Source organism: Candidatus Limnocylindrales bacterium (genome assembly GCA_035571835.1).
In the GTDB taxonomy this organism is placed as follows: Bacteria; Desulfobacterota; Binatia; order UBA1149; family CAITLU01; genus DATNBU01.
The window spans coordinates 62,355-88,528 of the sequence record DATNBU010000034.1; the positions used below are offsets into that span (position 1 = coordinate 62,355).

A 26,174-nucleotide genomic window follows, 5' to 3' on the forward strand; every position below is an offset into this window, starting at 1 on the left:
CTCTCCCGGAAAGGCGGTGCAGGAACCCCGATGTCTTCGAGCGGCAACATCAAACGTGTTCCAGGCGGCGCCGGAGAGCCTTCTCCCGACGAGAGGCTCGCGGTGCTCGGCGATCTCGAACGGCGTGTGCTGTGGCTTGCGTGCTGGATGATCCACCACGCCAACCACATCCGGCCGAAGCGCGACGGGCTGAAGGTGGGAGGCCACCAGGCTTCGTCCGCGTCGCTTACGACATTGATGACGGCATTGTGGTTCGATTGCCTGCGGCCGCAGGATCGCGTCGCCGTCAAGCCGCACGCAAGCCCGGCCTATCACGCGATCCAGTACATCCTCGGACGCCAGGGCCGCGAAGCGCTCGAAAAGTTCCGCGCGTACGGCGGCGCGCAGTCGTATCCGTCTCGCACCAAGGATGCTGACGACGTCGATTTCTCGACCGGCTCGGTCGGCCTCGGCGTCGCGATGACGAGCTTCGCTGCGCTGACGCGCGATTACGTCCACGCGCGCAAGCTCGTCCAGGACGGAACCGCCGCCGGCCGCATGATCGCGCTCGTCGGCGACGCCGAGCTCGACGAAGGCAACGTCTTCGAGTGCATGCTCGAAGGCTGGAAGCATGACGTCCGCGACGTCTGGTGGGTGATCGACTACAACCGCCAGAGCCTCGACGTGATCTGCGACGACCGCCTGTTCCAGCGCATCGACTCGATCTTCGAGAGCATGGGATGGCGCGTGGTCACGCTCAAGTACGGACGGCGCCTCGAAAGCGTGTTCGCACGCCGCGGCGGCGATGCGCTGCGCGACTGGATCGAGCGCTGCCCGAACTCGCTCTACTCGTCGCTCGTCTACCGCGGCGGCGCCGAATTCCGCCAGCACCTGGTGCGCGATCTCGGATCGACGAGCGGCATCTCCGAGATCCTCGACGAGCACGACGACGCGAAGCTGCACCAGCTGATGACCAATCTCGGCGGTCACGACCTCGAAGCGATCCGCGACGCGTTTCATGGTGCGATGGAGGACGAGCAGCCGACGTGCTTCCTCGCGTACACGATCAAGGGCTACGGTCTTCCGTTCGCCGGCCACAAGGACAATCACGCGGGCCTCATGAGCCCCGAGCAGATGGAAACGTTCCGCACGCTGATGAACGTGCGTCCGGGGCACGAGTGGGATCTGTGGGAAGGCGCTGCGCTTGCCGCCCCGCAGCTCGAATCGTTCGTCGCTGCCAATCCGCTCTACAAGCACCCGCCGCGGCGCTTCGAATCTCCGCTGATCACGGTGCCGGCGAAGCTCACCGCGCCGAAAGCGGACTCTATGTCGACGCAGGAAGGCTTCGGTCGCATTCTCGGCGAGCTTGCGCGCACCGGCGGCGAGATGGCCGATCACATCGTGACGACGTCGCCCGACGTCGCGAGCTCGACCAACCTCGGCGGATGGGTCAGCCGGCGCGGCCTGTTCGAACGCAAGCCGCAGTCGGACGCGTTCATCGAGGAGAACGTCGCGACCACGCAGCGGTGGGTCGCGTCTCCGAACGGGCATCACATCGAGCTCGGCATTGCCGAGAACAATCTTTTTCTCGCGCTGGCGGCGCTCGGGCTTTCGCACTCGCTGTTCGGCGCGCGGCTGCTTCCGATCGGGACCGTCTACGATCCGTTCATCGCGCGCGGCCTCGATGCGCTCAATTACGCGTGCTACCAGGACTCGCGCTTCATTCTGGTCGCGACGCCGTCCGGTCTCGCGCTCGCGCCCGAAGGCGGCGCGCACCAGTCGGTCAACACGCCGCTGATCGGCATGAGCCAGCCCGGGCTGCTTTCGTACGAGCCGTCGTACGTCGACGAGCTCGCGGTGATCCTGCGCTTCGGCCTCGAGCACATGCAGAAGCCCGACGGCTCGTCGCTGTATCTGCGGCTTTCGACCCGCCACCTGCAGCAGCCGAAACGCGAGATCGACGAGACGCTCGAGCACGACATCATCCACGGCGCGTACTGGCTCGCGGCGCCGGAGCCCGGCACGCCGATCGCGATCGTCGCGAGCGGAGTCGTCGCCGAAGAAGCGATGGCCGCGCTCGACGCGATCCGCGAGGACGTTCCCGGCATCGGGCTGCTGGTGGTGACTTCGTCGGACCGCTGTCATTCGGACTGGGTCGCGGCTTCGCGTGCGCGCCGGCTCGGCGAAAGCGGCGCGCTCTGCCACATCGAACGGCAGCTTTCGGTTCTCGCTCCCGGGGCTTCGCTGGTTTCGGTGCTCGACGGCCATCCCGCGGCGCTGTCGTGGCTCGGCGGCGTGGCCGATTACCGCATCGTGCCGCTCGGCAACGAGCGTTTCGGTCAGTCCGGCGATATCATCGATCTTTACCACCACTATGAGCTCGACGCGGATTCGATCGTCGACGCTGCGGCTCGCGCGCTGCTGGAGACACTCTGATGCGAGTCGAAATCGTGATGCCGCGTCTTTCCGATTCGATGTCCGAGGGGTCGGTGACGACCTGGTTCAAGAACGAGGGCGACACGGTGAGCGAAGGCGAAGCGATCGCCGAGCTCGAAACCGAAAAGTCCAACGTCGATCTTCAGGCTCCGGCTAGCGGCGTGCTGGCAAAGATCGTCGTTGCGGCCGGCAGCGGCGCGGTCGCGGTCGGCGCGAAGCTTGCCGAGATCGAGACCGATGCTGCGGCGGCCAAGAGTCCGGCGAAAGCAGCAAGTACCCCCGCGGCGCCCGCGCAGCCGAAAGCGAATGAAGGAGCTGCTGCTGCGCAGGCGAAGTCGAACGATGCGACTCCTTCTGCTCCGGCGGCCGACAAGGTCGTGCAGGGCGGAAGCGAAGCACCGGAACGCGGCGGCGGCGAGCCTTCGCGCGCCGCGCCGCCGCAGGGCAAACCTTCGGAGTCCCGACCGGCGTCGCGCAGCGCGGCGGCCAAGGGTCTGTCGCTCGCAACCAAGGCGCCGGCGCGCAGTGCATCCGACGAGCAGCGAAACGTTCCGGATCAGGAGCGCGAAAAGGTCGCCGCCACACCGCTCGCGCGGCGCATGGCCGCGCAGGCCGGGCTTTCGCTCGACGACATCCGGCCGACCGGCATCGGCGGCAAGATCTGCAAGGCCGACATCGAAGCCGCGCTCGGCCGTTCGCAGCCGCTGGCGATGGTCTCGTCGCGCGCTGCTTCCTCGGTGCTTGCGACAAGAGGCGTCGGCGTCCGTACGGCAGCCGCGCCCGCGACGGGCGGCGCTTCTGCGCCGATGTCGCGCGTGCGCCGCACGATCGCCGAGCGCATGGCGCGCTCGAAAGCGACCATTCCGCATTTCTACCTGTCGGTGGATTGCCGCGTCGATCGCCTGCTCGATACGCGCGAGCGGCTGAAGGCGGACGGCCTTTCGATTTCCGTCAACGACTTCGTGGTTCGCGCATCTGCGATTGCGCTCGGCCGCGTGCCGGAAGCGAACGCTTCGTGGATCGACGGCGAAGGCGGCATCGTGCGCCACGAGCCGATCGACATCGCGGTGGCCGTGGCCCTCGACGACGGGCTGATCACGCCGGTCGTACGCGCGGTCGATACGCTCGGGCTCGTCGCGATCGGCGAAGCCATCCGCGACCTTGCCGCCCGCGCCCGCGACGGCAAGCTCGCGCCGCACGAATACGACGGCGCGACGTTCACGATCTCGAACCTCGGCATGTACGGCGTCGGGTCGCTGTTCGCGATCATCAATCCGCCGCAGTCGTGCATTCTCGGCGTCGGCGCCGCCGAAGCGCGGCCGGTTGTCGAAGACGGCAAGGTCGTGGCCGGCACGGTGATGACGCTTACGGTCTCGGCTGATCATCGCGTGCTCGACGGCACGACCGGGGCAAAGCTTCTCGGTGAGATCCGCCGGCTGCTCGAAGATCCCGCGCGGATGCTGGCCTGAAAAGGGCGGACGTCGTGGCCGCCAGCGATCAACGTTTCGATGTCGTCGTGATCGGCGCCGGCCCCGGCGGTTACGTCGCGGCGCTGCGCGCACGCCAGCGCGGCCTGTCCGCTGCCGTCATCGAGCGCGACCGCCTCGGCGGCGTGTGCGCGAACCAGGGATGCATTCCGACCAAGGCGCTGCTGCGCTCGGCGGAAGTCTATGCACTGGCCCGCAATGCGGCGTCGTTCGGCGTCACCATCGAAAAGGTTTCGTTCGACATCGGCGCCATCGCCGAGCGCGCGAAGAAAACCGCGGCGCGCATGGAGAAGAGCGTCGAGTCCTTGCTTCGCTCCGCGAAGATTCCGGTGTTCCAGGGAAGCGCCCGCCTGGCGGGAGATCACCGCGTGGCGGTTTCGGGCGGCGCAAGCGGCGACCTGCTGCTCGAGGCTGCGCACATCGTGCTCGCGACCGGTGCGCGCGCACGCGTTCCGTCCGGCTTCGAAAGCGACGGCCGCATCGTCTGGACATATCGCGAGGCGCTGACGCCCGCTGCCATGCCGCGTTCGATCCTCGTGATGGGCGCCGGCGCGATCGGCGTCGAGTTCGCGAGCTTCTACCGCATGCTCGGCGCCGAAGTGACGCTCGTCGAAATGCTGCCGCGCATCCTGCCGATGGAAGACAAGGACATCAGCGAAGCGATGCGCCGCGCGATGACCAAGCAGGGCGTGCGCATCCTGACCGATGCGAAGGTCGCTGCGATCACCAAGACCGACAGCTCGATGACCGCAACGGTCGAGACCGGAAGCGACGCCGCGAAGAAAACCGAAACGATCACCGCGGATCATCTGCTCGTCGCCACCGGAATTTCGGCGAACGTCGAGGACCTCGGTCTGGAGCAGACGAAAGTGCGCATCGAGCGCGGACACATCGTCGTCGACGAATGGCTCGCGACCGACGAGCCGGGGATCTACGCGATCGGAGATCTCGTCGGTCCGCCGTGGCTCGCGCACAAGGCGAGCCGCGAGGCGGTGATCTGCATCGATCGGATCGCCGGAGCGGGCGGCCTGCGATCGCTCGCCGTCGACGCGTCGCCGTCGTGCACGTACGCGATGCCGCAGGTGGCAAGCGTCGGCCTGACCGAAGAGGCCGCCGTCGCGAGCGGACGCAGCGTGCGATGCGGCCGCTCGACGTTCGTCGGAAACGGAAAGGCCCGCGCACTCGGCGACACCGAGGGCTTCGTCAAGACGGTCTTCGACGCGGACTCGGGCGAGCTGCTCGGCGCGCACATGATCGGACCGGAGGTCACCGAGCTCGTCGCGACGTTCGCGCTCGCGCGCACGCTCGAAGCCACCGAGGAAGAAATCCTGGCCACGGTATTCCCGCATCCGACGCTGTCGGAGGCGGTCCACGAGTCGGTCGAGGCGGCGTTCCCCGTCATGGCCGGGGTCGCCGGCGGACAGGCGAGCGGCTCCGCACCCGAGCCACCGGCCCGCGCAAAATCCTGAACCTTACCAGCGCTCTCGTGCCACATGGCCGGCCGATTCTGCGACCTCCGGCACCACCTCTGAATCGTTGGCAGGACCCGCCGGCCGGGCGCACGGTCCGACCCCCCTCAGATCGAGTTGACCGCTGGCCGGCCCCTGCCATACTCCGAAATTGAACATCGTTTTCAGAAAGGCCCGATTGAGGTAGAATCCGCTCCGATGGTGACTCCGCTCTCCAAGCTTCCGCTCCGAAGCCGGGCCAAGGTGCTCCGGGTCGGAGGTCAGCCCGGTTTTCGCCGCCGGCTGATGGAGTTCGGTCTGGTCCCCGGGACCACGGTCGAAGTGGTCCGCGTCGCGCCGCTCGGTGATCCGCTGCAACTGCTGGTGCGCGGCTGCCGGCTGTCGATCCGTCTTGCCGAGGCGGCCGAAGTCACCGTCTTCGCCGGCGAAGAGCGCGACATTCTCTCGCCCGAGCCGGTCGCGCCGGGCAACGATGCCTGCGCAGGCTGCAAGCTGTGAGCACGCCGGCGGTCGCCTCCCGTCACCAACCGGCGGTCGCCTCCTGCCACGATCCGGCTCCGGCGTCCGCCGATTCTTCCCGGAGCGCACGCGGCGCCAGCGCAAAACGAAGCGGTCTCCCGCTGATCGCCGTCGTCGGCAATCCGAACACCGGAAAGACGACGCTGTTCAACCGCCTCACGGGCCAGCGCGCGCGCGTCGGCAACTATCCCGGAATCACCGTCGATCGCCGTTCAGGACGAACCAGTCTTGGCAGCCGCGGCAGTACGCCGATCGATGCCGAAGTGTTCGACGTTCCGGGCTGCTACTCGCTGTCGGCGCGTTCGAGCGAAGAGAAGATTGCGATCGATGCGATCCTCGGCTGGAACGGCAATCCGCGTCCCGACCTTGCGCTGATCGTCGTCGATGCGACCCAGCTCGTACGCAACCTCTACCTGGTCCTGCAGATCCTCGAGCTCGGCGTTCGCGCGGTCGTCGCGCTCAACCTGATCGATGAAGCGGGTGACGCGGTGCCCGATGCCCGTGCGCTTTCGCTGCTGCTCGGAGTTCCATGCATTCCGACTTCGGCGCGAAGCGGTCAGGGCGTGGCCGAGCTCGAAGCGGCTGTCGCGGCCAGCCTCCAGTCGCCGCCGGCGGCTCCGCACGTCCACATCCGCTATCCGCATGCCGTCGTCGCGCACGCCGACCGCGTTGCCGATGCGATGCCGGCCGAATGGCTCGGCGACGATGTCGCGATCGAATGCGCGCACGTCGGTTCCGACCAGCTCGTGAGCCGGCGCCGTGCGCTCGCGCTGTGGGCGCTCACCAGCGTCCACGACGACGACGAGCTCGAGGGCATTCCGGCCGATCTTCGCGCACGCGTCGGTGAAGTTCGGGCCGCCGCGCGCGGACGCGACATCGACGGCGAGATCATCGGTGCGCGCTACGAATTCCTCGACGCGCACGTACCGTCTCTGTTCGCTCCGGCGCGCACTGCAATCCTTACCGAGCGCATCGACTCGGTGCTGCTCCATCCGGTGTGGGGTTTCGCGACGTTCATGGTCGTCATGTTCGTCGTCTTCCAGTCGCTGTTCGCGTGGGCCGATCCGGCGATCAAGCTGATCGAGACGGCATTCGCCGCGCTCGGCGGATGGCTCACGGCCGTGCTGCCGGCCGGCGTTCTCACCGATCTGCTGGTGGACGGCGTGATCGGCGGCGTCGGCAACGTGCTGGTCTTCCTGCCGCAGATCCTGCTCCTTTTCCTGATGCTCGGCGTGCTCGAAGACTCCGGATACCTCGCGCGCGTCGCGTACCTGATGGACCGCATCATGAAGTCGGTCGGCCTGCACGGCCGCGCGTTCGTGCCGATGCTGTCGGGCTTTTCGTGCGCGATCCCGGCGATCATGGCGACGCGCACGATGGAGAGCCGGCGCGACCGCCTGCTGACGATGATGGTGATCCCGCTGATGACGTGCTCGGCGCGGCTTCCGGTCTACACGCTGATCATCGCGGCGCTGTATCCGCCGTCGAAGATGTTCGGCGTCGTGCCGGTGCAGGGCCTCCTGATGATCGCGATGTACCTGTTCAGCACCGCCACGGCGCTTGCCGCCGCTGCGGTGTTCGGCCGCACGGTGCTGCGCGGCCCGCGTGTTCCGCTCATCCTCGAGCTTCCGCCGTACCGCATGCCGATGGTGCGCAGCGTCCTGCAGCTCATGTGGCTGCGCTCGAAGATGTTCCTGACCGAAGCGGGCAGCGTGATCCTGTGGTGCACGATCGGGCTGTGGGTGCTGCTGTCGTTCCCGAAGCTTCCCGAGCCGCCGGCCGATGCGCCGCCGGCGGCCCACGCGCAGTGGGAAGCCGATTCGCTGGCGAACAGCTTCGGCGGCCGCATGGGCAAAGCGCTCGAGCCGGCGATCGCTCCGCTCGGCTTCGACTGGAAGATCGGCGTCGGCATCGTCGGCGCGTTCGCCGCGCGCGAGGTGTTCGTCTCGACGATGGGCGTCATCTACGGGGTCGGCGACAAGTCCGACGAAACCAGCGTCACGCTGCGCGACAAGATGCGCGCCGACGTGCACGCCAACGGACGCCCGGTCTACAGCCCGCTCGTCGGGCTTTCGCTGATGGTCTTCTTCGCTCTCGCCTGCCAGTGCATGAGCACGCTCGCCGTCGTGCGGCGCGAGACCGGCGGATGGCGGTGGCCGGCGTTCCTGTTCGCGTACATGACCGTGCTGGCCTGGGTCGCGAGCTTCGCGGTCTACCAGGGCGGAAAGCTCGCAGGGCTCGGCTGACGGACTGCCGGTCGCCGTTGCCGGCTTTCGGTTTTGCTGCGGCAGTGTAGAAGCCGGCCATGTGCGGCATCGTTGCAATCGTCACCAACGATCGGCGCGTTGATCACGACGCGCTGGACGCCGGCGTGCGGGCGCTGTTCCACCGTGGTCCCGACGCGCAGCGCACGTGGATCTCGACCGACGGTCACGCCGGGCTCGGGCACGCGCGCCTTTCGATCATCGACCTGTCGACGGGAGACCAGCCGCTCGAGAACGAAGACGGCCGCATCCACGGTGTCGTCAACGGCGAGCTCTACGGCTACGAGCGGATCCAGCGCGAGCTCGAAGCGCGCGGGCACCGCCTCCGCACGCGCAGCGACAGCGAGATTGCGCTCCATCTCTACGAGGATCTCGGCCCCGCATGCCTGAAGGAGCTGCGCGGCGAGTTCGCATTCGTGCTGTGGGACGATGCGGATAAAACGCTGTTTGCCGCGCGCGACCGCTTCGGCATCAAGCCGCTTTTCTACGCGGAGCACGCGGGCTCGCTCCATGTCGCGTCCGAGATCAAGGCGCTGTTCGCCGCCGGAGTTCCCGCGCGCTGGGATCACGAGTCGTTCTTCGACGCCAACAGCCTGATCGTGCCGCGCCAGGACCGCACGCTGTTCGCCGGCATCCGGCAGGTGCCGCCCGGTCACTATCTGCTCGCACGCGACGGCCGCATCGACGTTGTCTGCTACTGGGACTTCGACTACCCGCTTACCGGTGCAATTGCGCCGCGCAGCGATGGGGAGTGCGCCGAGGCGTTCCATGCCGCTCTCGACGAGGCCGTGCGCCTGCGGCTGCGCGCCGACGTTCCGGTCGGCTGCTATCTGAGCGGCGGCATCGACTCGTGTGCCGTGCTCGGGCTCGCCATGCGGCACCGGACGACGCCGATCCGTACGTTCACGCTCAGCTTCGACCGCGCAGAGTACGACGAGAAAGCGATCGCGAAGGAAATGGCCGAGCGCTGCGGCGCCGAGTTCCATCCGATCCCGCTTCACCAGAGCGATCTTGCCGACTGCTTCGGCGATGTGATCGCGCACGGCGAGACGCTGTGTCTCAACGCGCACGGCGTTGCCAAATTCGTGCTCAGCCGTGCGGTGCGCGAAGCCGGCTACAAGGTGGTGCTGACCGGCGAAGGATCGGACGAGATTCTCGGCGGATATCCGCCGTTCCGGCGCGACATGCTGCTCTACGACAACGACGGGCAGGATCCGGCCGTCGTCCGCGGCCTTCTCGAAGAGCTCGACAACGCAAATCCTGTCTCTCGTGGACTGCTGCTGCCCGACGGTGCGCAGCTCCCGCTCGACGGTGTACGCGACGTTCTCGGTTTCGCGCCGTCGTGGATGGAGGCGTTCGGAAGCACGGGGTTCAAGCTGCACCGGCTGTTCGCCTCCGATTTTGCTGCCCGCCACGACGGCCGCGATTCGTTCCGTGCCGTGCTCGACGGCATCGACGTCGCCGGTCAGCTCACCGGCCGGCCGCCGGTTCACCAGTCGCTGTACCTGTGGGGAAAAACCCACCTCAACAACTACGTGCTCGCAATGCTCGGCGACCGCATGGAGATGGCGCATTCGGTCGAAGGACGCGTGCCGTTCCTCGACCACCATCTGGTCGAGCTGGTGCGCTCGCTGCCCGTCCGGCAGAAGATCCGCGGCATGACCGAGAAGTACGTTCTTCGCGAAGCGGCGAGGCCGGTCCTGACCGACACGGTCTACGGCCGCCACAAGCATCCGTTCACGAGCCCGCCGGTCGCGCTCGCACCCGACGAACGGCTGCACGAGCTGCTGCAGACGACACTTCGCGGGCCGTCGATGGAAGCGCTGCCGTTCTACGATCGCAGCAAAGTCGTCGGCCTGCTCGATTCGCTGCCGGCGATGGACGTGGCCGCTCGCACGGCGATCGATCCCGCGCTCATGGTGCTGCTGAGCGCATGCATGCTGCAGGAGCGCTTCCGACCGGCCTCGTGATCGGCCCGGATTTCCGAAGATGATGGTTGAACCGCATCCACCGGCGGCGCCGCCGCCAGCGCGCAGCCTGCGCCCGGCCCGGCTTGTCGCCGGCTGCCTGATCGCACTCTACGCAACCTACTTCAGCCTTTACACATGCGTCGCCCACGGACGGCTCAAGACGTACGCGTTCGACCTCGGCACGTTCGACCAGGGCATCTGGCTTGCCGGTCACGGCACCAACTACTTCGTCACGGTCAGGGGCCTGCATCTGCTCGGCGATCACGTGCGGCTGTTCTCGTTCGTGCTCGCACCGCTCTACTGGATCTGGGACGACGTACGCGCGCTGCTCGTGCTGCAGAGTATCGTGATCGCGGCCGCGGCCTGGCTGCTGCTGCGCATTGCCGAGCAGAAGGTGCCCGGTCACCGGTGGTTCGCACCGGCCGTAGCGGCGAGCTGGCTGCTTCATCCGGCCGTGCAGAACCTCAACCTCGATCACGCGCACCCGGACGCATTTGCGACGACGCTGCTGGTCGCGTCGATATGGTTCCTGCGCCGCGGCCAGCTGCCGGCGTTCTGGACGACTGCTGTTCTGGCCATGTCGTGCAAGGAGGACGTACCGCTGGTGTTCGTCGCGATGGGTCTGGTGCTGATGCTCGACCGGTCGCGACGGCGGCTGGGGACGGCGGTGCTTGCCGTTTCGGCGAGCTACTTCGCACTCTGCATGCTCGTCATTCTTCCGCACTTCAACGGAGTGGGGTTCTTCCGTTTCGACGAGCAGTACTTTCTCGGCGGCGTGGGCGCGCATCACACCGACCTGTCGTGGATCTATCATCGGCTGGCACGGACCGAGAGCGTGACGTACCTCGCCTCGCTCGGAGCGCCGCTGTTGTTCCTGTTCGTGCTTGCGCCGCTGTCGGTCGCACCGGCAATTCCGGCGCTGCTCGCCAACCTGCTGAGCGATGCCGGCTACATGCGAAGCTTTCAGTATCACTACCAGACGTCGGTGCTTCCGTTTCTCTACATCGGGGCGATCGACGGCTTTGCGTTCGCTGTCGGCTGGTTGAGGCAGCGCGAGGCGGGTCGCGCATCACGGATAGTGTCATGGCTCGTTCCGGCCGCGATCATGGTTGCGGTGGTCGCCGAAAACATTGCGTGGAGCAAGATTCCCGTTCACCGGATGGCCGACCTCGTCGGTGAGTGGAAATTTCTGCGCGTCGATCCGGAGCTCGCGCAGGTCCGGCGCGTGCTCTCGAAGATACCTCGCGATGCCGCAGTCTCCGCGGATTATTCGCTGGTGCCGCAGCTTGCGCACCGGCCGCTGATCTACATGTTCCCCAATCCGTTCCACATCAGTAACTGGGGCATCGACGGCGAGAACACGCACGACCCCGAAACCGTCGAATACGTCGTGGTACGCGACATCCCCGGACACGTGCCGGTTCGCCAGAACCTCGATGCCGTTCTCGACTCGAGGCGCTTCCGGCTGATTCACAGCGACCGCAGCACGAGCCTGTACCAGCGGGTCAAGCGCGTGGCGCTGAGCGAGCACGCATCGTGCGGCGACTGGGACGGCGACGGCAAGGTGACGCTCGAAGACGTGCAATGGATTGCCGACGCGATCATGACCGGACACGAATGCCCGCTCGCCGTTTGCGACGCCGACGGCGATGGCAAGGCGGCAAACGCCGACGTGCTGCGCATCGGAAAACGCGCACGGAGTCGTTCGTATGAGCTGGCGTGTCCACCGCCGGCCGGTCCATGACCGCCGGCGCTTCGGTGGCCGCGGTCCTGCTCTCGCGCAGGAGGCAAAAAACCTGTAGCTGACCGATGCGCGCCGCCGTACCCGACGTTCGAAGAACAGGAGAATCCCGTGCTTTCAAAATTCGACGATTATCCGATTCATCAGACTCCCGAACCGGTCGCCCATCCGGCGTCGAGCGACCGCAACGTCTACGATCGCTACTGGTTCAACGGCTACGCGAACGACGGCGAGTTCTATTTCGGCGTCGGGATGGGCCTGTATCCGCATCGCGGCATTCTCGATTGCGGCTTTTCGATTGCGCGTGACGGCGAGCAGCACAGCTTCCATGCCTCGCGGCGCGCGCCGAGCGAACCGTCGGAGACGGTGGTCGGTCCGTTTTCGATCGAAGTCGTCGAGCCGATGAAGCGCACGCGCGTGCGCCTCGAATCCAATTCGACGGGAATCGAGGTCGACCTCGAATTTACTGCACGGACGGCGTGCGTGGAGGAAGGGCGTCAGACGCGGCACTACGGCCAGCGCATCTTCATGGATGCGACGCGCTTCGCGCAGTACGGACGCTGGCAGGGAACGATCCGCTACGACGGCAAGACGCTCGCGATCGATCGCGAGCGCGTATTCGGCACCAAGGATCGCTCTTGGGGAATCCGTCCGGTCGGTGCGCCCGAAATGGACGGTGCGCCGCGCATGGAGATGCCGCAGTTCTTTTTCCTGTGGGCGCCGATCCAGTGGAAGACCCGCTGCACGCACTTCGCGACGTTCGAAGACAGCGACGGCCGCCCGTGGCACCAGGACGGCGCGATCGTCCCGGTCTACGAGAGGCCCGACGACATCCCGGGAGTCAACGATCCTGCGATCCGCTACATGGCGAGGGTCGAGCACAAGCTCGAGTACTTTCCCGGCATGCGGCGCGCACGGCGCGCCAATATCGCGCTCGTCGAGCGTGGCGGCGCGCGCCACGAGATCGCGCTCGAGTCGCTGCTGACGTTCCAGATGAAAGGAATCGGCTACCAGCACCAGGAGTGGGGCCACGGCCACTGGAAAGGCGAGCTCGCGATGGCCGGCGAATCATGGAAACAGGCCGACCTCGATCCGCTCGCGTTCGACAACCTGCACACGCAGCAGGTCGTGCGCGCGACGATGAACGGCGAAGAAGGCGTCGGCGTGCTCGAGCAGATTGCGATCGGGCCGCACGAGACGTCGGGGCTGACGGGGTTTCTCGATGGCGCGGAGTAGAGCAGGTCGAGCTCAAACTCTTCCGGTCGGTGCAACGGTTCCTGTCAGAAGCGTGGAGCCGTGGCTCCGGCGCCGACTGCGGCAAATGGCCGTCCACCGGGATCCTTGATGGTGACCTTGTCGAATTCGATCGACGTACACGGCGGCAGCGCGGCGTCGTCGCCGATCATCGGCGCCAGTGCGACTGCGCTGTTGCTGTTCACTTCCATTCCGCCTCCCACCGGTGTCGAGAAACCGAATGTCACGGGGATATCGCCGAGTGTCATCGGTCCGTTCGCATCGTTGATGGTGATTCGCCAGAGCATGCTCAGCGTCCATCCGCTATCGGCGGGCCCGTCGATCAGGCTATGACCATCGGATCGAGTGATTCCGCTGCAGGCCACGGTCACTTTGGTGAGGTGGCAACCGCCCGACGGAAGATTCAGCGACGTGCCGTCAGCCGCCGTCAGGCCCGCGCAGTCCGTGAGCACGCTTGCGCGCGTCCGGAAATCGCACTTGCCCTTCAGTCCATAGCTGTAAAAGGTCTGCGATCCTGAATCACCGCTTGGAACGACAGGCGCGCAGGCGTCCGTGTCGCTGCTCGTTTCCGTATTCGCCGTCGGATAATTGATGCCGGGACATGCTGCGTAGCTGCGTACCATGAGCGCCCGAACCCCGGACGCCGGCGCAGAATTGAAGCCGCAGCCGCCGTCCCCCGACGTACACGCATCGTAGGCAAGGCAGACGCCGTGTCCTGCGGCGACGGTGCAGGTCTTGGAGCTGCACGCCTCGACGCACTTCCGTTCGCCGCAGCAGCTGTTTTCATCCAGACACATCTGGCCTGCGGGGCACTCGCCGTCCGACTGGCAGTCGGCTCTGTCCTCGCACAGCGTATCTACAAAACACCTGCTCGCAGACCCATCGGCATCCCTGCCGCACAGACACGAGATCGTGCTGCGATCTTTATCGAGAGAATTACCGCTTGCGGTTTCGGCGGCGAGAGTCGACGTCGCGAGTGGAAAGATCAACGCAGCCGCAATCGCCATCGTCATCGACTTCATAGACGGATACCTCGAAGGCTTCGGTGAGCTGGCAACATCGGCGCCGGTGCCAGCCAAAGTGTCGGTTCACGAGCTGGACAATTTGCAGCTCGCAGCAACGCATACACTCGTTCGGCCTACCCTTGTCAATGTCGTTCGGAATGTTTCTCGGCTTCACAAGTCGTACGACGCGCTTCCGAAGTACACGTGCACCGTCGTTGCATTGCCGCGTCGCCGAAAAAATTGGTGACCAATATCACGTATCGATAACGAGAAGAGACTGAAGTTGCTGTGAGTTTGCAGCAAAGTGATCGTCGAGCTCGTTCCTGTTCGTTCGTTCAGGACAAGTCCGCCTTGACACGAGAGTTGCCGGGCCAGTAGGTTCCCGCCGGCTCTTCGCTTGATGCGTAGAGTTTCAAGGGGGCCATCATGACGGCCGCACTCTTTCTGTCCGCTCTGTATCCTTTGTCGTTTTTATTCGTCTTTCCCGTGCTCGCACCGAGTTCACGGTGAGCGTGCAGCAAAAGCGCCGCACGCGGCGTCGAAAGTCATGCTTCGCCGCAATTCTGGCTGGCCTGCTTCTGAGCATCCCGGTCGCGAACGACACCGAAGCAGAGGAAACCGACGTTTACGCTCATCCTGCCGGATACTGTGACGATACGACGAACGGCGTCGCCAACGTTCCGGCGAGACCGAAGTGGTTGGATCTTGCCGGGCCTCATCCCGATGACGGCAAGAGCCGCTATCCCGACTACCAGAACCTCTCGAAGAACTTCAACGCGCAGCAGACTCTGCAGATGCTCGTGTCCGAGATGACCAACGCCGTGGGAAAGCTTCAGAGCGTAACGGAAAAGGCCGCGGACGGTACACTGATCGAAGATTTTGCGAACGCGTCTATTCCACAGGTGCCGGGCCACTGCCTGTGCCGAGCGAACCCCGACAAGCCGGACTGCAGCGTCGAGAATGCCTGGCCCGCGGTGCAGCAAGTGGTGGAGAAGCTTTCGACGATCGATTTTCCCTCCATTCTGCAGACCTTCATCGACGACAAGATCGACGCAGTCGAAGCGATCCTCGACTCCCTCGTCGATGACCTGCTGAACGACATCCTGCCGGCCTTTCTGAGTGAAACCGAAATCACAGCGGCAATCACCACGGCGATCCAGAATACGCAGACGCATCTCAACAACACCCTTGCAGCCTGCGGTGTCGGCGTCGGCGGCTCCTGCGGGATCGGAGGCGTTCAGCAGTCTCCGGCGACCTCGGGTGATGTGTCCGACCGGACGGTGGTGGGCAAGGGCGGAAAGCTCGGCAAGGCCGTAAAGCCGATTCTGCTGAACGTAAACCTTCGCGACCTTCCGCCCGCCCCACGCTGGAGCACGGGCAACGCGCGATACGAACTGCAGCGGCCCACCGCTCCCTTTCGTCCGCGGCAGCCTCCGGTTCATCCGCCGACAGGTCTCGATCCGCTGCTGCAGCAACAGATGAGCGTGCGCTCGCTGCGCACCGCGCCTGCACTGTCGGCACCGACGCTCTTCGATGGGCTCGGAAAGACGGGTGCGACCAACGTTCCGGATGCTGTCGGAGACGTGGGTCCCGACCACTACGTCCAGATGACCAACACGCAAAGCGGCGCGCAGATCGCCATCTACGACAAGACCGGCGTGCCGATCGTGCCCGCAAAGCTGCTCAAGAGCCTCTTTGACGCCGCAGCCGTCGACCCGTTGGCGACCCACTGCGAGGACCATCCAGTGGGAGATCCAATCGTTCTCTACGATGCGCGCGCCGATCGATGGCTTCTCGCAGAGCTGGCCGAGCTCAACGCGGGGTCTGCCGACTACGCGTGCGTTTACATCTCGCAGACTGGCGACCCGACCATGGACTGGTACGCCTACGAATTCGAGATGGACGCCACCGACTTCCTCAAATACGGAATCTGGACCGACTCGTACTTCATGGGCGGCAACGAGACGTCAGGCGCGTTCATGGAGATTCATGCGCTCGATCGCACCGCAATGCTGGCCGGCCAGGTGACTCAGCCGTTCACGTTCTCCGCCGAAATTCCAAAGCTCGCGAATCTCGGCTTCCAAGTGCTGATTCCCGCCGACCTCGATGGCAAGAGCCCTCCACCAGACGGAGAGCCGGCACTGTTCCTGCGTCAGGTCGACGACGAGATCGTCGACCCCCTCAACAACGATCCCGATCACGACTTCCTGGAAATGTACGAAGTCAAGGTCGACTGGAGCAATCCGGCTCTCTCGTCGGTCACCAAGCGTCCGGACATCGTACTGACCGATTTCGATTCCGGCTTCGGCGCCGTGGTCAACGATCCTTATCAGATACCGCAGCCATCGGATGCGACACTGCTCGACGCGGTGCCCGAGGCGCTGAACAACCGGATCCAGTATCGGAACTTCGGTACCCACCGCACGCTGGTCACCGCACTCGTCACTGACGTCGACACGAGCGCGGTTACACACGCCGGTGTCCGCTGGCTCGAGCTTCGTACCGCCGAGGGCGAGCCATGGAGCCTGTGCCAGGAAGGGACTTATGCTCCCGATGCGACGCAACGATGGATGGGCAACATTTCCATGGACGGCGCCGGGAACGTCGCGCTCGGATACAACGTCTCCGGAAACTTCCAATCCGCGCTCGCCGACTGCGTCACGAACGTATGTCCCGGAATCCGCTACACCGGGCGGGAAGCCAACGATCAGGGCGGCATCTTCACCGAAGGCGAGCACGAGATGGTTGCGGGAGCCTCTTCGAAGTCGAACAAGCGCTGGGGCGACTACAACGCGCTCACCGTCGATCCCGCCAACGACTGCACGTTCTGGTACACCAACGAGTACCTGGCGACCGGCGGCGACTGGAAAACCCAGATCGCGACGTTCGAGTTCGATTCGTGCTCGAACAGTGGCCTCAGCGGTGCAGCCCAACAGCTCAAGGACGAATTCGAGACTGCGATCGTCGGTGCAACCGGTCAATTGACCACGCAGCTCGTGACCGGCGTCAAGGCCGACTGGCTCACCGTCAAAAACGCGCTGAAATCATTGAAGGACCAATTTGCCGGCGTGCATTCCGTAGAAGACCTGTTCCAGATCGACTGGCAGGAATTCCTCGACGCGATCAACGGGGTGATCTCGAAGTATGCCGATATCGTAGACGACGTCACCGTGGCCATCGACAACCTCAAGAACCTGGACTTCGAGAGCCTGAAAGATACCGTCGCCAATTCGCTGATCAACCGACTCAAGCTCGACCCGCAGTACGGCCCCTGCATTACGCAGCTGCTCGACGATGCGAACTTCGTCAACGGCCAAAGCGTCCTGTTCGATGAGCTGGTGAGCGCCCTGCGTGACAGTCTGGAGACGCGCTGGCTTGCCATCAAAACGCGCGTCGAGCTTGCACGAACACAGTTTACGGCGCTCGCCTCTGCCCAGACGCTTCAGGACGATCTGGCCGGCATCGTTGCCGACATTACGCTGAATGCGCTGCCCGACTGTTACCGGAAAGCCACGCGCAACGACTGCTGCGAGTTCTGCGGCGGAGCCGATTGCGAGGCTACCGACTTCCTGTGGATGGCCGTGGATTTCCTCAAGGATCCTGCGGCGACCGGCGCAACCGTCGGGAACTACGCGATGATGGGGCTCAAGCAGCTCGGCTGGCTCGATCAGATTTCCGCCACGCTCAGCGATGCCCTCAGTTCCAGCCTCGGTGACACGCTGGGCACGCTGACGGATCTGAGCGAAACGCTGAGCAAGATCGACTTCCTGTCCACTCCTTTCGGCTACGTGGACCGCTTCGGCGAAGGCTATCACCTCGGCGCCTACACCGAGCTGCGCCCCGACCTGCACATGTGCATCGGCTACGCCGGACACGGCGCTTATGCGCAGATGGGCAATCTCGGCAACGACAAGTTCAGCATCGGTGCACGGTATGGCTCGCACAATCTCAGCAAGCGGCAACGCCTGCAGTTCCATTCGGGCGGATTCGCCGTCAGCGCCTGGGGTCACGACCTGAGTCTGGCGCCGAGTGTCGAAGTACAGACACAAATGAACGGCTTCCGGATATGGGACGCGGAGAAACCGTTCGGCATTCCCAGTTTCAACTTCAACGCAAACGAGATTCAACGTCTCGACATCTTCGACGCCATCCCGGACGGCGCGATACCGCAGAGCTTCGGGGATCTGCTCATCAGGGATCTGTTCGTCTCCGAGGATATCAACCACCATCTCGACTGGCCGCGCGACCTGCCCGACACTCCATGGGAAGACGAAAGCATCGCCACCGTGTCGTTCGGCCTGAACCTGCCGATCGATTTCGACATGGACCGGATCTATCTGACTCCGCCCATCGAGATCATTCCGCCTATTCTGACTGCAACGCCTTACTTCGATTTTTCGTTCGGCCTGAACTGGTTCCACGAAACCAATCGCATGCGGACGCGAGTGCTCGAGAAGGTCAATGAGAACCTCGCTGCGGCCCAGCGGCTGAACGACACGTCTTTCTCGCGGGACGACGAAGACTTTCAGGCGGCCGACGTAACTCAGGACAATGGGACGAAGGTACGGGTGGAGCCCGAGATCGGCGTGCTGGCGTTCCTCGGGTTCAAGATCTCCAAGATCAAGGTCGGCGCTTCCGCCGATCTCTCGCTGAAGATCGACATCGAGCCCGGCGGCGCAGGCGGCGTAGTGGACCTGAACCGGACGCTTGGCGAGGCCCTGACGCATTCCAATCCCCCGGCGGATGCACCGTGCACACCGGTCTGGAAGGTCGAGACCAACCGGATCTGCACGAACAAGGACTTCCCCGAGTCCACGCAGACGTACTCGTGCGACCCGTCGGAGGAGAAGGGCGCATGCTGCATTCACTACGGAGCGAGAAAAGATAACATGCTCGTAGCCGGCATCGGCGTGGAAGAGCTGTCCGTGTCCGACCTCGAAGGCTCGTACTGCGTCGATGCGTGGACCGGCATCAAGCAGAGTGACTGCGAGAAACTGAACGTAAGCGACAAGATCACGGACCTCATCGCAACGGTGGAAGATATCGGCCTGCCCGGATGGGCCGTCAATCCGATTCTGAATCCACTGCGAAAACTTTCGGATTCGTTTGTTGCCGACATCAGTGCCACGTGGAACGCGACGAAGCGCTGTTCCGACAAACCGTGCAGCACCACAAGCTCGAACACGCTCGTACTGTCCACCGCCGGCCTCGCAGTCGGCAGTATGTCCGACTGTGCCCAGCACGGCTACTGCACGCCGACGGCAGGCGCCGCAATCCACGACGTGAAACAGGACGCCGCTTGCAGCGGATCGTTCTCGGCCTACTCGTGCCGCGTCGAGGTCGACGACTCGATCGATCACTGGGCGGGCGACGGATGCCACCCGCTGCAGCACGGATTCCCGAGCGCCTGCGGCTGCAATGACGACGAGCAGTGCGCTTCGGCCGAGCACTGCGACGTCGCGGCCGGCCAATGCACGACCGGGCAGATCGCATTCTCATGCGTCTGCGACAGCTCCGGCAACTGTCCATCGGGCCGCGTCTGCAAGTCCGGCGCGTGTGCTCTCCCGTGCGTCAGCGACAGCGATTGCAGCAACGGTCGCATCTGCGACGCCGGTGCGTGCTCGCCGCCGCACGGAATCCCCTACACGGAAACGATCGTGGCCGGCATGGAAGACGTCGAACCGCCTACGCACCTGATTTCGACTTACGCCATGAGCGATATTTACGCGCTGCTTCGCCTGCGGTTCGCGGCAGCCGTCGAATTGACGTTCAAGCTCTTCGGCAAAGAGAAGTCCTGGAGGGTTCTCGACTTCGCCAAGCTCTGGGACCTCGGCTCGACATGGAAGGGCTTTTACCAGCCCGGTCTCGAAGCGCTCTACCAGGACGAATGCACCGACCCGTCGCTTCCGTGGCTGGTGACCAACCGCTACCCGCTGTCACTGACCTACACCGATCCGGACCACGATCCGTTGAACGCAGTGGGAGTTCTTCCGGCGCGCTTGTGTACGAGCGGAAACGTCTGCCGATATCCAGTTCCGGACCCCCCGGATCTGTTTCCGACCACGGTCTCCGACGGCAATGCCGGTACCGTCGGCGAGTTCGTCGAGTGGTGCAAAGGTGACATGCCGGCTCACAGGGAAGATCCAACTCCGTCGAACAACGACGGTGCGATCACCAAGGGGGTCACCGATACCTTCCACTTCGGCGATGACCTCGCGCGCGACGTCTGGGCGCAGAACCCGGTCTGCATCGACGGTCTGCCGTGGAACGACTGGCTCGGGAAGCTGCCGGCCCACTACGGAACGCAAGACGTAGCCGGTGGTGGCCAGATGAACAACCTGAGGTGCAGGTATGTCGACCCGCAGACCAGCCAGACGTATGAGTTCGACTGCATCGGGACGACGCCGGCGATGATGGCGATCTGGCGCTGCAACTCGACCAGCGCCAATTTCATCGCCCAGGCCTTCGCAAACAAATTCGCGTCGACCGCGCCGGAGGTGTTGATTCCCAATCCTTACGGAACAGGCGTCGTATTCGATCTGGATACGATGTTCCTGTCGCAAGTGACAAACGACGACAAGTATGGGGCGGGTGACGAGCGCCAGTACGATCTTGCGAGCCTGCGGAGCGATCTCAAAACGGCGACAGTGCAGGTCAGCTCCTTCACGTACGGGATCGGTTCGTGGCTGAATCTGATGAACAGTTGCTTCGAAACCAGGTTCTACTCTGCCACCGAATCAGCCTGTGAGTGCACCACAAATCAGGACTGCCTGGCCGACAACTCCGAGCGATGCACAGGCGGCGTCTGCGAGTATCCGATGGTGCACAAGGACGACGGCACCTGCGTCAACGCGGATTGTTCACCGTCCTGGCTGCACCGCGAATGCCCGATCGTGAAGGCCATCATCAGCGATCCAGAGCTTTGCTGCGGTGACGGAATCGTCGAATCGGGAGAAGAGTGCGATCCTGCCAGTCCCGTCGGTGGCTTTGCATGTAGCGACGATTGCCGGACCTTCCACGCAGAGCTGTGCTGTCCGGCTACTGGACCCTGCGACTCCGACGGCGACGGCGTCGGGGTTCTCTGCGACAACTGTCCCATCGACGCCAATGCCGACCAGGTCGATGCAGATCACGACGCCATCGGTGACGCGTGCGACATCTGTCGAGGCGGCGTCCCGACAAAATCGAAGTCGCGGCTCAAGTTCAGCAAGCTCAACGATTCGACCACATCCGTGCCGCAGCAGCGCGTCCAGATCATCGGCACCGGGGGATTCACGGGCCCCTTGCCGACCCCACCGCTCGACGCCGCTCATCTCGGCCTGCGCGTGCAGGTCACCGATCTGTCACTCGGAAGCGTGATTCTCGACCACACGATCCCCGGTGGCGTATTGCCCGGGGTGTGCAACGCCGCCGATGGATGGACCGTCAGCGGCTCCGCCGGCCGGAACCAGTCGTACGCGAATGTCAGCAGCGAAGTTCCTCCGGCCTGCGTCTACGGCTCGACATCCGGCATCGATCACGCGCTCGTGAAGGACAAGACGGCAAAGAAAAAAGGCGTCTATCACAAAATCAGCGGGCGCAATGGGAGCTATTCGCCGGTTCATGGACCGTTCCGCGTGGTCATCGTCTACGGAGGGACCGCAGAGCAGGACAGTGGCCAGTGCACCGAAATGACCTATTCGCCGCAGCAGTGCGTCTACGATGCGCCGAGGGGGACGCTGGACTGCCAGGGAAGTTGAGGCAGCCCAGCGTGGCAGTACCCGCGTGAGATCTGGCGCAGCTTCGTGTTTCTCGACTACGTGCGATTCGTTCGATAGTTTCGCTTGCCATGAGCGCGATGCAGACGAGCGGACCGCCGCGAAACGAGTACCGTCACTTCATCTCCGACACGCGCCGCTGGGACGGCTTCGAGCACCGCCCCGGAGACATCCTCGTCTGTACGCCGCCGAAATGCGGCACGACCTGGACACAGACCATCGTCGCGATGCTTCTGTTTCCCGACGGGAATCCTCCGGCGCCCGTGACGACGCTGTCGCCGTGGATCGAAGCGCGTTTCAAGCCGTACGAGGACATGCTGGAGGGGCTCCGGCAGCAGACGCACCGCCGCTCGATCAAAAGCCACACCTCGGCGGACGGCGTTCCATGGTGGCCCGACGCCCGCTACATCGTCGTCGGCAGGGACGGACGCGATGCGTTCATGTCGTTCGTCAATCACATTGCCAGCATGCGACCCGAAAAGATCTTCGAGCTGATGGAGAGCGCGCGCGCCGAAGGCATCGCGTTCGAGCCGATGCCGCCGCCGGATGATATCCACCAGTTCTTTGCCGGATGGCTCGCCGAAGGCCGACTGTTCTCGTTCCTCGACTCGTACTGGCAGCGGCGGCACGAGCCGAACGTGCTGTTCGTGCATTACGACGATCTGAAGGCGAACCTCGAATCCGAAGTACGGCGGATCGCGGCGTTTCTCGGCGTCCCGCTGGAAGATCGCCACCTGCCCGGCATCCTCGAGCGCTGTTCGTTCGACTGGATGAAGAAGAACTCCGAGCGCATCGGGGATTTCGGCGACCTGTTCACCGGCGGCGGACAGTCGTTCTTCTTCAAGGGCACCAACGGCCGCTGGCAAGGCGTGCTGACTCCGGACGAGCTCGCGCAGTACGACGAGCGCTCCCGCCAGATGATGCCGCCGGATCTCAAGGAGTGGCTCGACCGCGGATGACGATCGCGCCCTGTCGCAGCTACTGCGAAATCCGCCGCAGTCGCATCATCAGCACGATGACCGACAGAAAGCTCGCCACCACGATCGCTTCCATCAACCCGGCCACGCCGCGACCGCTGCGTTCTCCGAGCCACCACGCAAGCGGCGGCATCACGACGACGTAGGAAAGGATGTGGCTCGCGGTCGGCAGCCAGTTGTCGCCGCGGCCGCGCAGCGCAGCGGCGACGACGACTTGGCCGCCGTCCGGAACGAGCACGAGTGCGGCAACCGGCATCAGCCCGGCGACGACGGCGGCAAGCGCGACGTCGGACGTCAGCGATCCGGCGATGGTCGTCGCGAACGCGAGCAGCACCGCTGCGCAGATCACCATCGCGATCGAATTGACGCCGAGGCCGGCCCAGCCGGCGCGGCCGGCTTCGTGCGCGTCGCGCCGGCCCCACGCTTCGGCAACGAGAACGGCCGTTGCGGTCGCGACACCGAGCGAAATCATGAAGACGACCGCGAGCGTGTTCAGCAGCAGCTGATACGCCGCGACAGAAGACGCGCCGATGCGTCCGGCAATCACCGTAAGCGACGAGAACGCTCCGGCTTCGGCAAGCTGGCTGACGGCTGCGGCGCCGCCGACAGCGAGCAGCGCGCGGTAGCTCGGCGCATGAGGCGCACGTGCCCTGACGCCGTACGTGCGACCGGCCGGTGAAGCGAGGATCCATCCGGCAAGCGCCGTGAACATGAATGCGCGCCCGCCGACCGTCGCCCATGCCGAACCGCGTGCGCCGAGCTCGGGAACGAGCAGAAGATTGAGCGCGAGGTTCACGCCATTGGCGGCCCAGATGACGATCGTCCCCGAGACCGGCCGCTGCACGGCCTCGACGAAGAACGCCGAGCAGACGTACGCGTAATGCAGCGCAACGCTCACGCCGAGAATCTTCGAAACAGCGGCCCCGTGTGCAGCCAGCGCGGGCTCGATTCCGAACGCGACGAGCAGCGGCTCGACGAGCGTCGCAAGCGCAGCGATGCTGACGATGCCGGCTACGAGCGAGATCACCAGGCCTCGTCTCCAGACAGCGCCGGCATCTGTTGGCCGGCCCTCGCCAAGCACGCGCGCTGTGAGTACCTGCACGCCGGTCAGCAGGCCGATTCCGGTGACGAGCAGCACACCGGTCGGTGCCCATCCCAGCGCGAGCGCCGGCAGATCGTCGGGAGCAAGCTGGCCGACGACGACAGTGTCGGCGATTCCCATCCCCATGATGCCGAGGCGCGCGATCGCAACCGGAGCAGCCAGCCGTGCGAGCGAACGAAGCAGAACGGGAAGAGGGCGGGCGTGCATGGGACCCACGCTTCTATTCTCGGTGGCGGACGTTTGCGAAATATCTGCTTCGGAAGAAAGTGCCGATACGGAAGAAGCTGCTCTCGTTCTTTCGTCACCGCGGCGCACAGGTTAGAAGACGCGTCGTTCGGGGGGATCGATGACTACGCTCGTACCGGCTCCACCGCTTCCGAAACGCGTGTTCGCGCCTGACCTGCTCGCCGGTCAGACCGCGCTCGTCACCGGTGCGGCCGGCGGCATCGGCCGTGCGATTGCCGACGGCCTTGCCGACGCCGGAGCTGATCTGTTGCTCGCGGCCCGCAATCTCGAACGTCTCGATGAGGTTGCCGCTTCCATTCGCGAGCGTACCGGGCGGCGCGTCGAGACGGGTCACGTCGACATCCGAAACCGCGAAACCGTTGAAGCACTCGCCGAAACGGCGCGAGGCCTGTTTCCGCGCATCGACATCCTCGTGAACAACGCAGGCGGACAGTTCGCGCAGCCGGCGCGCGATTATCGTCCGAAAGGATGGAACGCCGTCATCGACACGAACCTGACCGGGACGTGGAACATGACGCAGGTCTTCGGTGTCCCGATGCTCGACGGCGACGGCGGATCGATCGTGAACATCATCGCGGTCGTCGGCCGCGGCTTTCCCGGTATCGCGCATACGAGCGCGGCTCGTGCCGGCGTGCTCGAGCTGTCGCGCTCGCTCGCATTCGAGTGGGGACCCAAGGTGCGTATCAACTGCGTGGCGCCCGGTGCCGTTCAGACCGCGGCGTTCGAGAACACCTACCATCCCGAGATCATGAAGCTCTCGGAAGCTACCCCGATTCCGCGCTTCGGCCGCGCGGAGGAAGTCTCGTACGCGGTCACGTTCCTGGCATCGCCGGCGGCGAGCTGGATCACGGGTGAAGTCTTGTTCGTTGCCGGCGGACAGCAGATCTACGGCCGCAACCAGGCGCTGTTCGACGAAGCGCTGGGACGGCCCGGGTGAAAAGCCATCAGCCGACGAGCGGGCAGACCACCGGCGGCCAGCCGATGGAGCTGCGCGCGCTCGACCGCGACGTCTATGCCTGCCTGCAGCCGGATCGCGGCTTCGGATGGAGCAACTCCGGGCTGGTCGCGCGCGGCGGCGGGCTCGTCGTCGATACGTTCTGGGATCTGCCGCGCACGCGCGCGATGCTCGGTCTTTACGCCGGCGTGCATCCGCAGCTTCCGAAGCGCGTCGTCAACACGCATCACAACGGCGACCATTGCTGGGGCAACCAGCTCGTCGAAGGCGCCGAGATCATCGGCCACCGTCGCTGCGCCGAAGCGATGAACGCCGACCTGCCGCCGAAAGTCATGAAGCGTCTCGGCGACGCTGCGAATCCCTTGCCGGGGCTCGAGCGTTTCGCGAAGGCGCTGTCGGCATATGATTTCGACGGCATCACGATCACGCCGCCGACCACGCTGTTCGACGAGAGCTTCTCGTTCGATCTCGACGGCCTCAGCGTCGACGTTCTTTACGTCGGCCCCGCCCACACGGTCGGCGACGCGATCGTGCATCTTCCGGAGCGCGGCATCCTGTTCGGAGGGGATGTGCTGTGGAACGGCTGCACGCCGATCGGCTGGGAAGGGACCTATGCGCAGTGGTACGCCGCGCTCGACCGCATCATCGGGCTCGCTCCGGATATCGTCGTGCCCGGCCACGGCCCGATCACCGATACCGAGGGCGTCAGGCTGCTGCGCCGCTACTTCGAGTTCGTCGAGAGCGAAGCGAAGCGTTTCTTCGAGCTCGGCATCGGCGAATACGAAGCCGCGCAGAAGATCGACCTCGGCCCGTTTGCCGGCTGGACCGAGCCCGAGCGCATCCTGTTCAACCTGCGGCGCGCGTATCGCGAGCTTCGCGGCGAGCCGTTCGACGCGCCGACCGACGTGCTGGAGATGCTGCGCGAGCTCGAGACGCTGGCGGAATTCTACGAGGCTCGCGCGCGCAACGCGCGAACCTGAGCCTCGCGCTCACCGCAAATCCCGACCGCGGATC

The 26,174-nt window shown here is 64.9% G+C and carries 14 protein-coding genes; 12 read left to right on the plus strand and 2 right to left on the minus strand.

Annotated features, from left to right (window positions below):
• Window positions 1-30: 30 nt before the first annotated feature.
• From VN634_15550 to VN634_15585, 8 genes are all read left to right on the plus strand, one after another.
• Window positions 31-2,415, plus strand: coding sequence for a hypothetical protein (locus VN634_15550; GenBank protein HXC52298.1), 2,385 nt, complete (start codon window positions 31-33; stop codon window positions 2,413-2,415).
• Window positions 2,415-3,884, plus strand: coding sequence for a 2-oxo acid dehydrogenase subunit E2 (locus VN634_15555; protein HXC52299.1), 1,470 nt, complete (start codon window positions 2,415-2,417; stop codon window positions 3,882-3,884). The genes VN634_15550 and VN634_15555 overlap by 1 nt, the downstream gene beginning before the upstream one ends.
• A gap of 14 nt (window positions 3,885-3,898) precedes the next feature.
• Window positions 3,899-5,371 carry a dihydrolipoyl dehydrogenase gene (gene lpdA / locus VN634_15560; protein HXC52300.1) on the plus strand — a complete coding sequence of 491 codons (1,473 nt, stop codon included), beginning with the start codon at window positions 3,899-3,901 and terminating at the stop codon, window positions 5,369-5,371.
• A 198-nt stretch (window positions 5,372-5,569) separates the two neighbouring features.
• Window positions 5,570-5,869 (plus strand): FeoA family protein, encoded by a 300-nt coding sequence (locus VN634_15565; GenBank protein ID HXC52301.1) that lies wholly within the window; start codon window positions 5,570-5,572, stop codon window positions 5,867-5,869.
• Window positions 5,866-8,136, plus strand: coding sequence for a ferrous iron transport protein B (gene feoB / locus VN634_15570; protein ID HXC52302.1), 2,271 nt, complete (start codon window positions 5,866-5,868; stop codon window positions 8,134-8,136). The genes VN634_15565 and feoB overlap by 4 nt, the downstream gene beginning before the upstream one ends.
• Window positions 8,137-8,195: 59 nt before the next feature.
• Window positions 8,196-10,124 carry an asparagine synthase (glutamine-hydrolyzing) gene (gene asnB, locus VN634_15575; protein HXC52303.1) on the plus strand — a complete coding sequence of 643 codons (1,929 nt, stop codon included), beginning with the start codon at window positions 8,196-8,198 and terminating at the stop codon, window positions 10,122-10,124.
• A gap of 19 nt (window positions 10,125-10,143) precedes the next feature.
• Complete coding sequence (locus tag VN634_15580; protein HXC52304.1) at window positions 10,144-11,868, plus strand: DUF2079 domain-containing protein; 1,725 nt, start codon at window positions 10,144-10,146, stop codon at window positions 11,866-11,868.
• Window positions 11,869-11,976: 108 nt separating this feature from the next.
• A complete protein-coding gene (locus tag VN634_15585) occupies window positions 11,977-13,101 on the plus strand; it encodes a hypothetical protein (protein ID HXC52305.1) in 1,125 nt (374 codons plus the stop codon).
• 44 nt (window positions 13,102-13,145) lie between these two features.
• On the opposite strand, the gene VN634_15590 is transcribed toward VN634_15585, so the two are convergent.
• Entirely contained in the window at window positions 13,146-14,141 is a 996-nt protein-coding gene (locus VN634_15590) for a hypothetical protein (GenBank protein ID HXC52306.1), read from the minus strand.
• A 488-nt stretch (window positions 14,142-14,629) separates the two neighbouring features.
• On the opposite strand from VN634_15590, the gene VN634_15595 reads away from it, so the two are divergent.
• Window positions 14,630-21,862 (plus strand): hypothetical protein, encoded by a 7,233-nt coding sequence (locus tag VN634_15595; GenBank protein ID HXC52307.1) that lies wholly within the window; start codon window positions 14,630-14,632, stop codon window positions 21,860-21,862.
• An 89-nt stretch (window positions 21,863-21,951) separates the two neighbouring features.
• Window positions 21,952-22,839: a sulfotransferase domain-containing protein gene (locus tag VN634_15600; GenBank protein ID HXC52308.1), complete on the plus strand. Its 888-nt coding sequence runs from the start codon at window positions 21,952-21,954 to the stop codon at window positions 22,837-22,839.
• 19 nt (window positions 22,840-22,858) lie between these two features.
• On the opposite strand, the gene VN634_15605 is transcribed toward VN634_15600, so the two are convergent.
• On the minus strand, window positions 22,859-24,166 hold the full coding sequence (locus VN634_15605) for an MATE family efflux transporter (protein ID HXC52309.1): 1,308 nt from the start codon (window positions 24,164-24,166) through the stop codon (window positions 22,859-22,861).
• Window positions 24,167-24,305: 139 nt separating this feature from the next.
• Between VN634_15605 and VN634_15610 the strand changes: the two genes are divergently transcribed.
• Both VN634_15610 and VN634_15615 read left to right on the plus strand, forming a co-directional pair.
• The gene (locus VN634_15610) at window positions 24,306-25,142 is read left to right on the plus strand and encodes an SDR family oxidoreductase (GenBank protein HXC52310.1); all 837 of its coding nucleotides are present in this window, start codon (window positions 24,306-24,308) and stop codon (window positions 25,140-25,142) included.
• Window positions 25,139-26,140 carry an MBL fold metallo-hydrolase gene (locus VN634_15615; protein HXC52311.1) on the plus strand — a complete coding sequence of 334 codons (1,002 nt, stop codon included), beginning with the start codon at window positions 25,139-25,141 and terminating at the stop codon, window positions 26,138-26,140. Before VN634_15610 ends, VN634_15615 begins: the two co-directional genes overlap by 4 nt.
• Window positions 26,141-26,174: the final 34 nt, after the last annotated feature.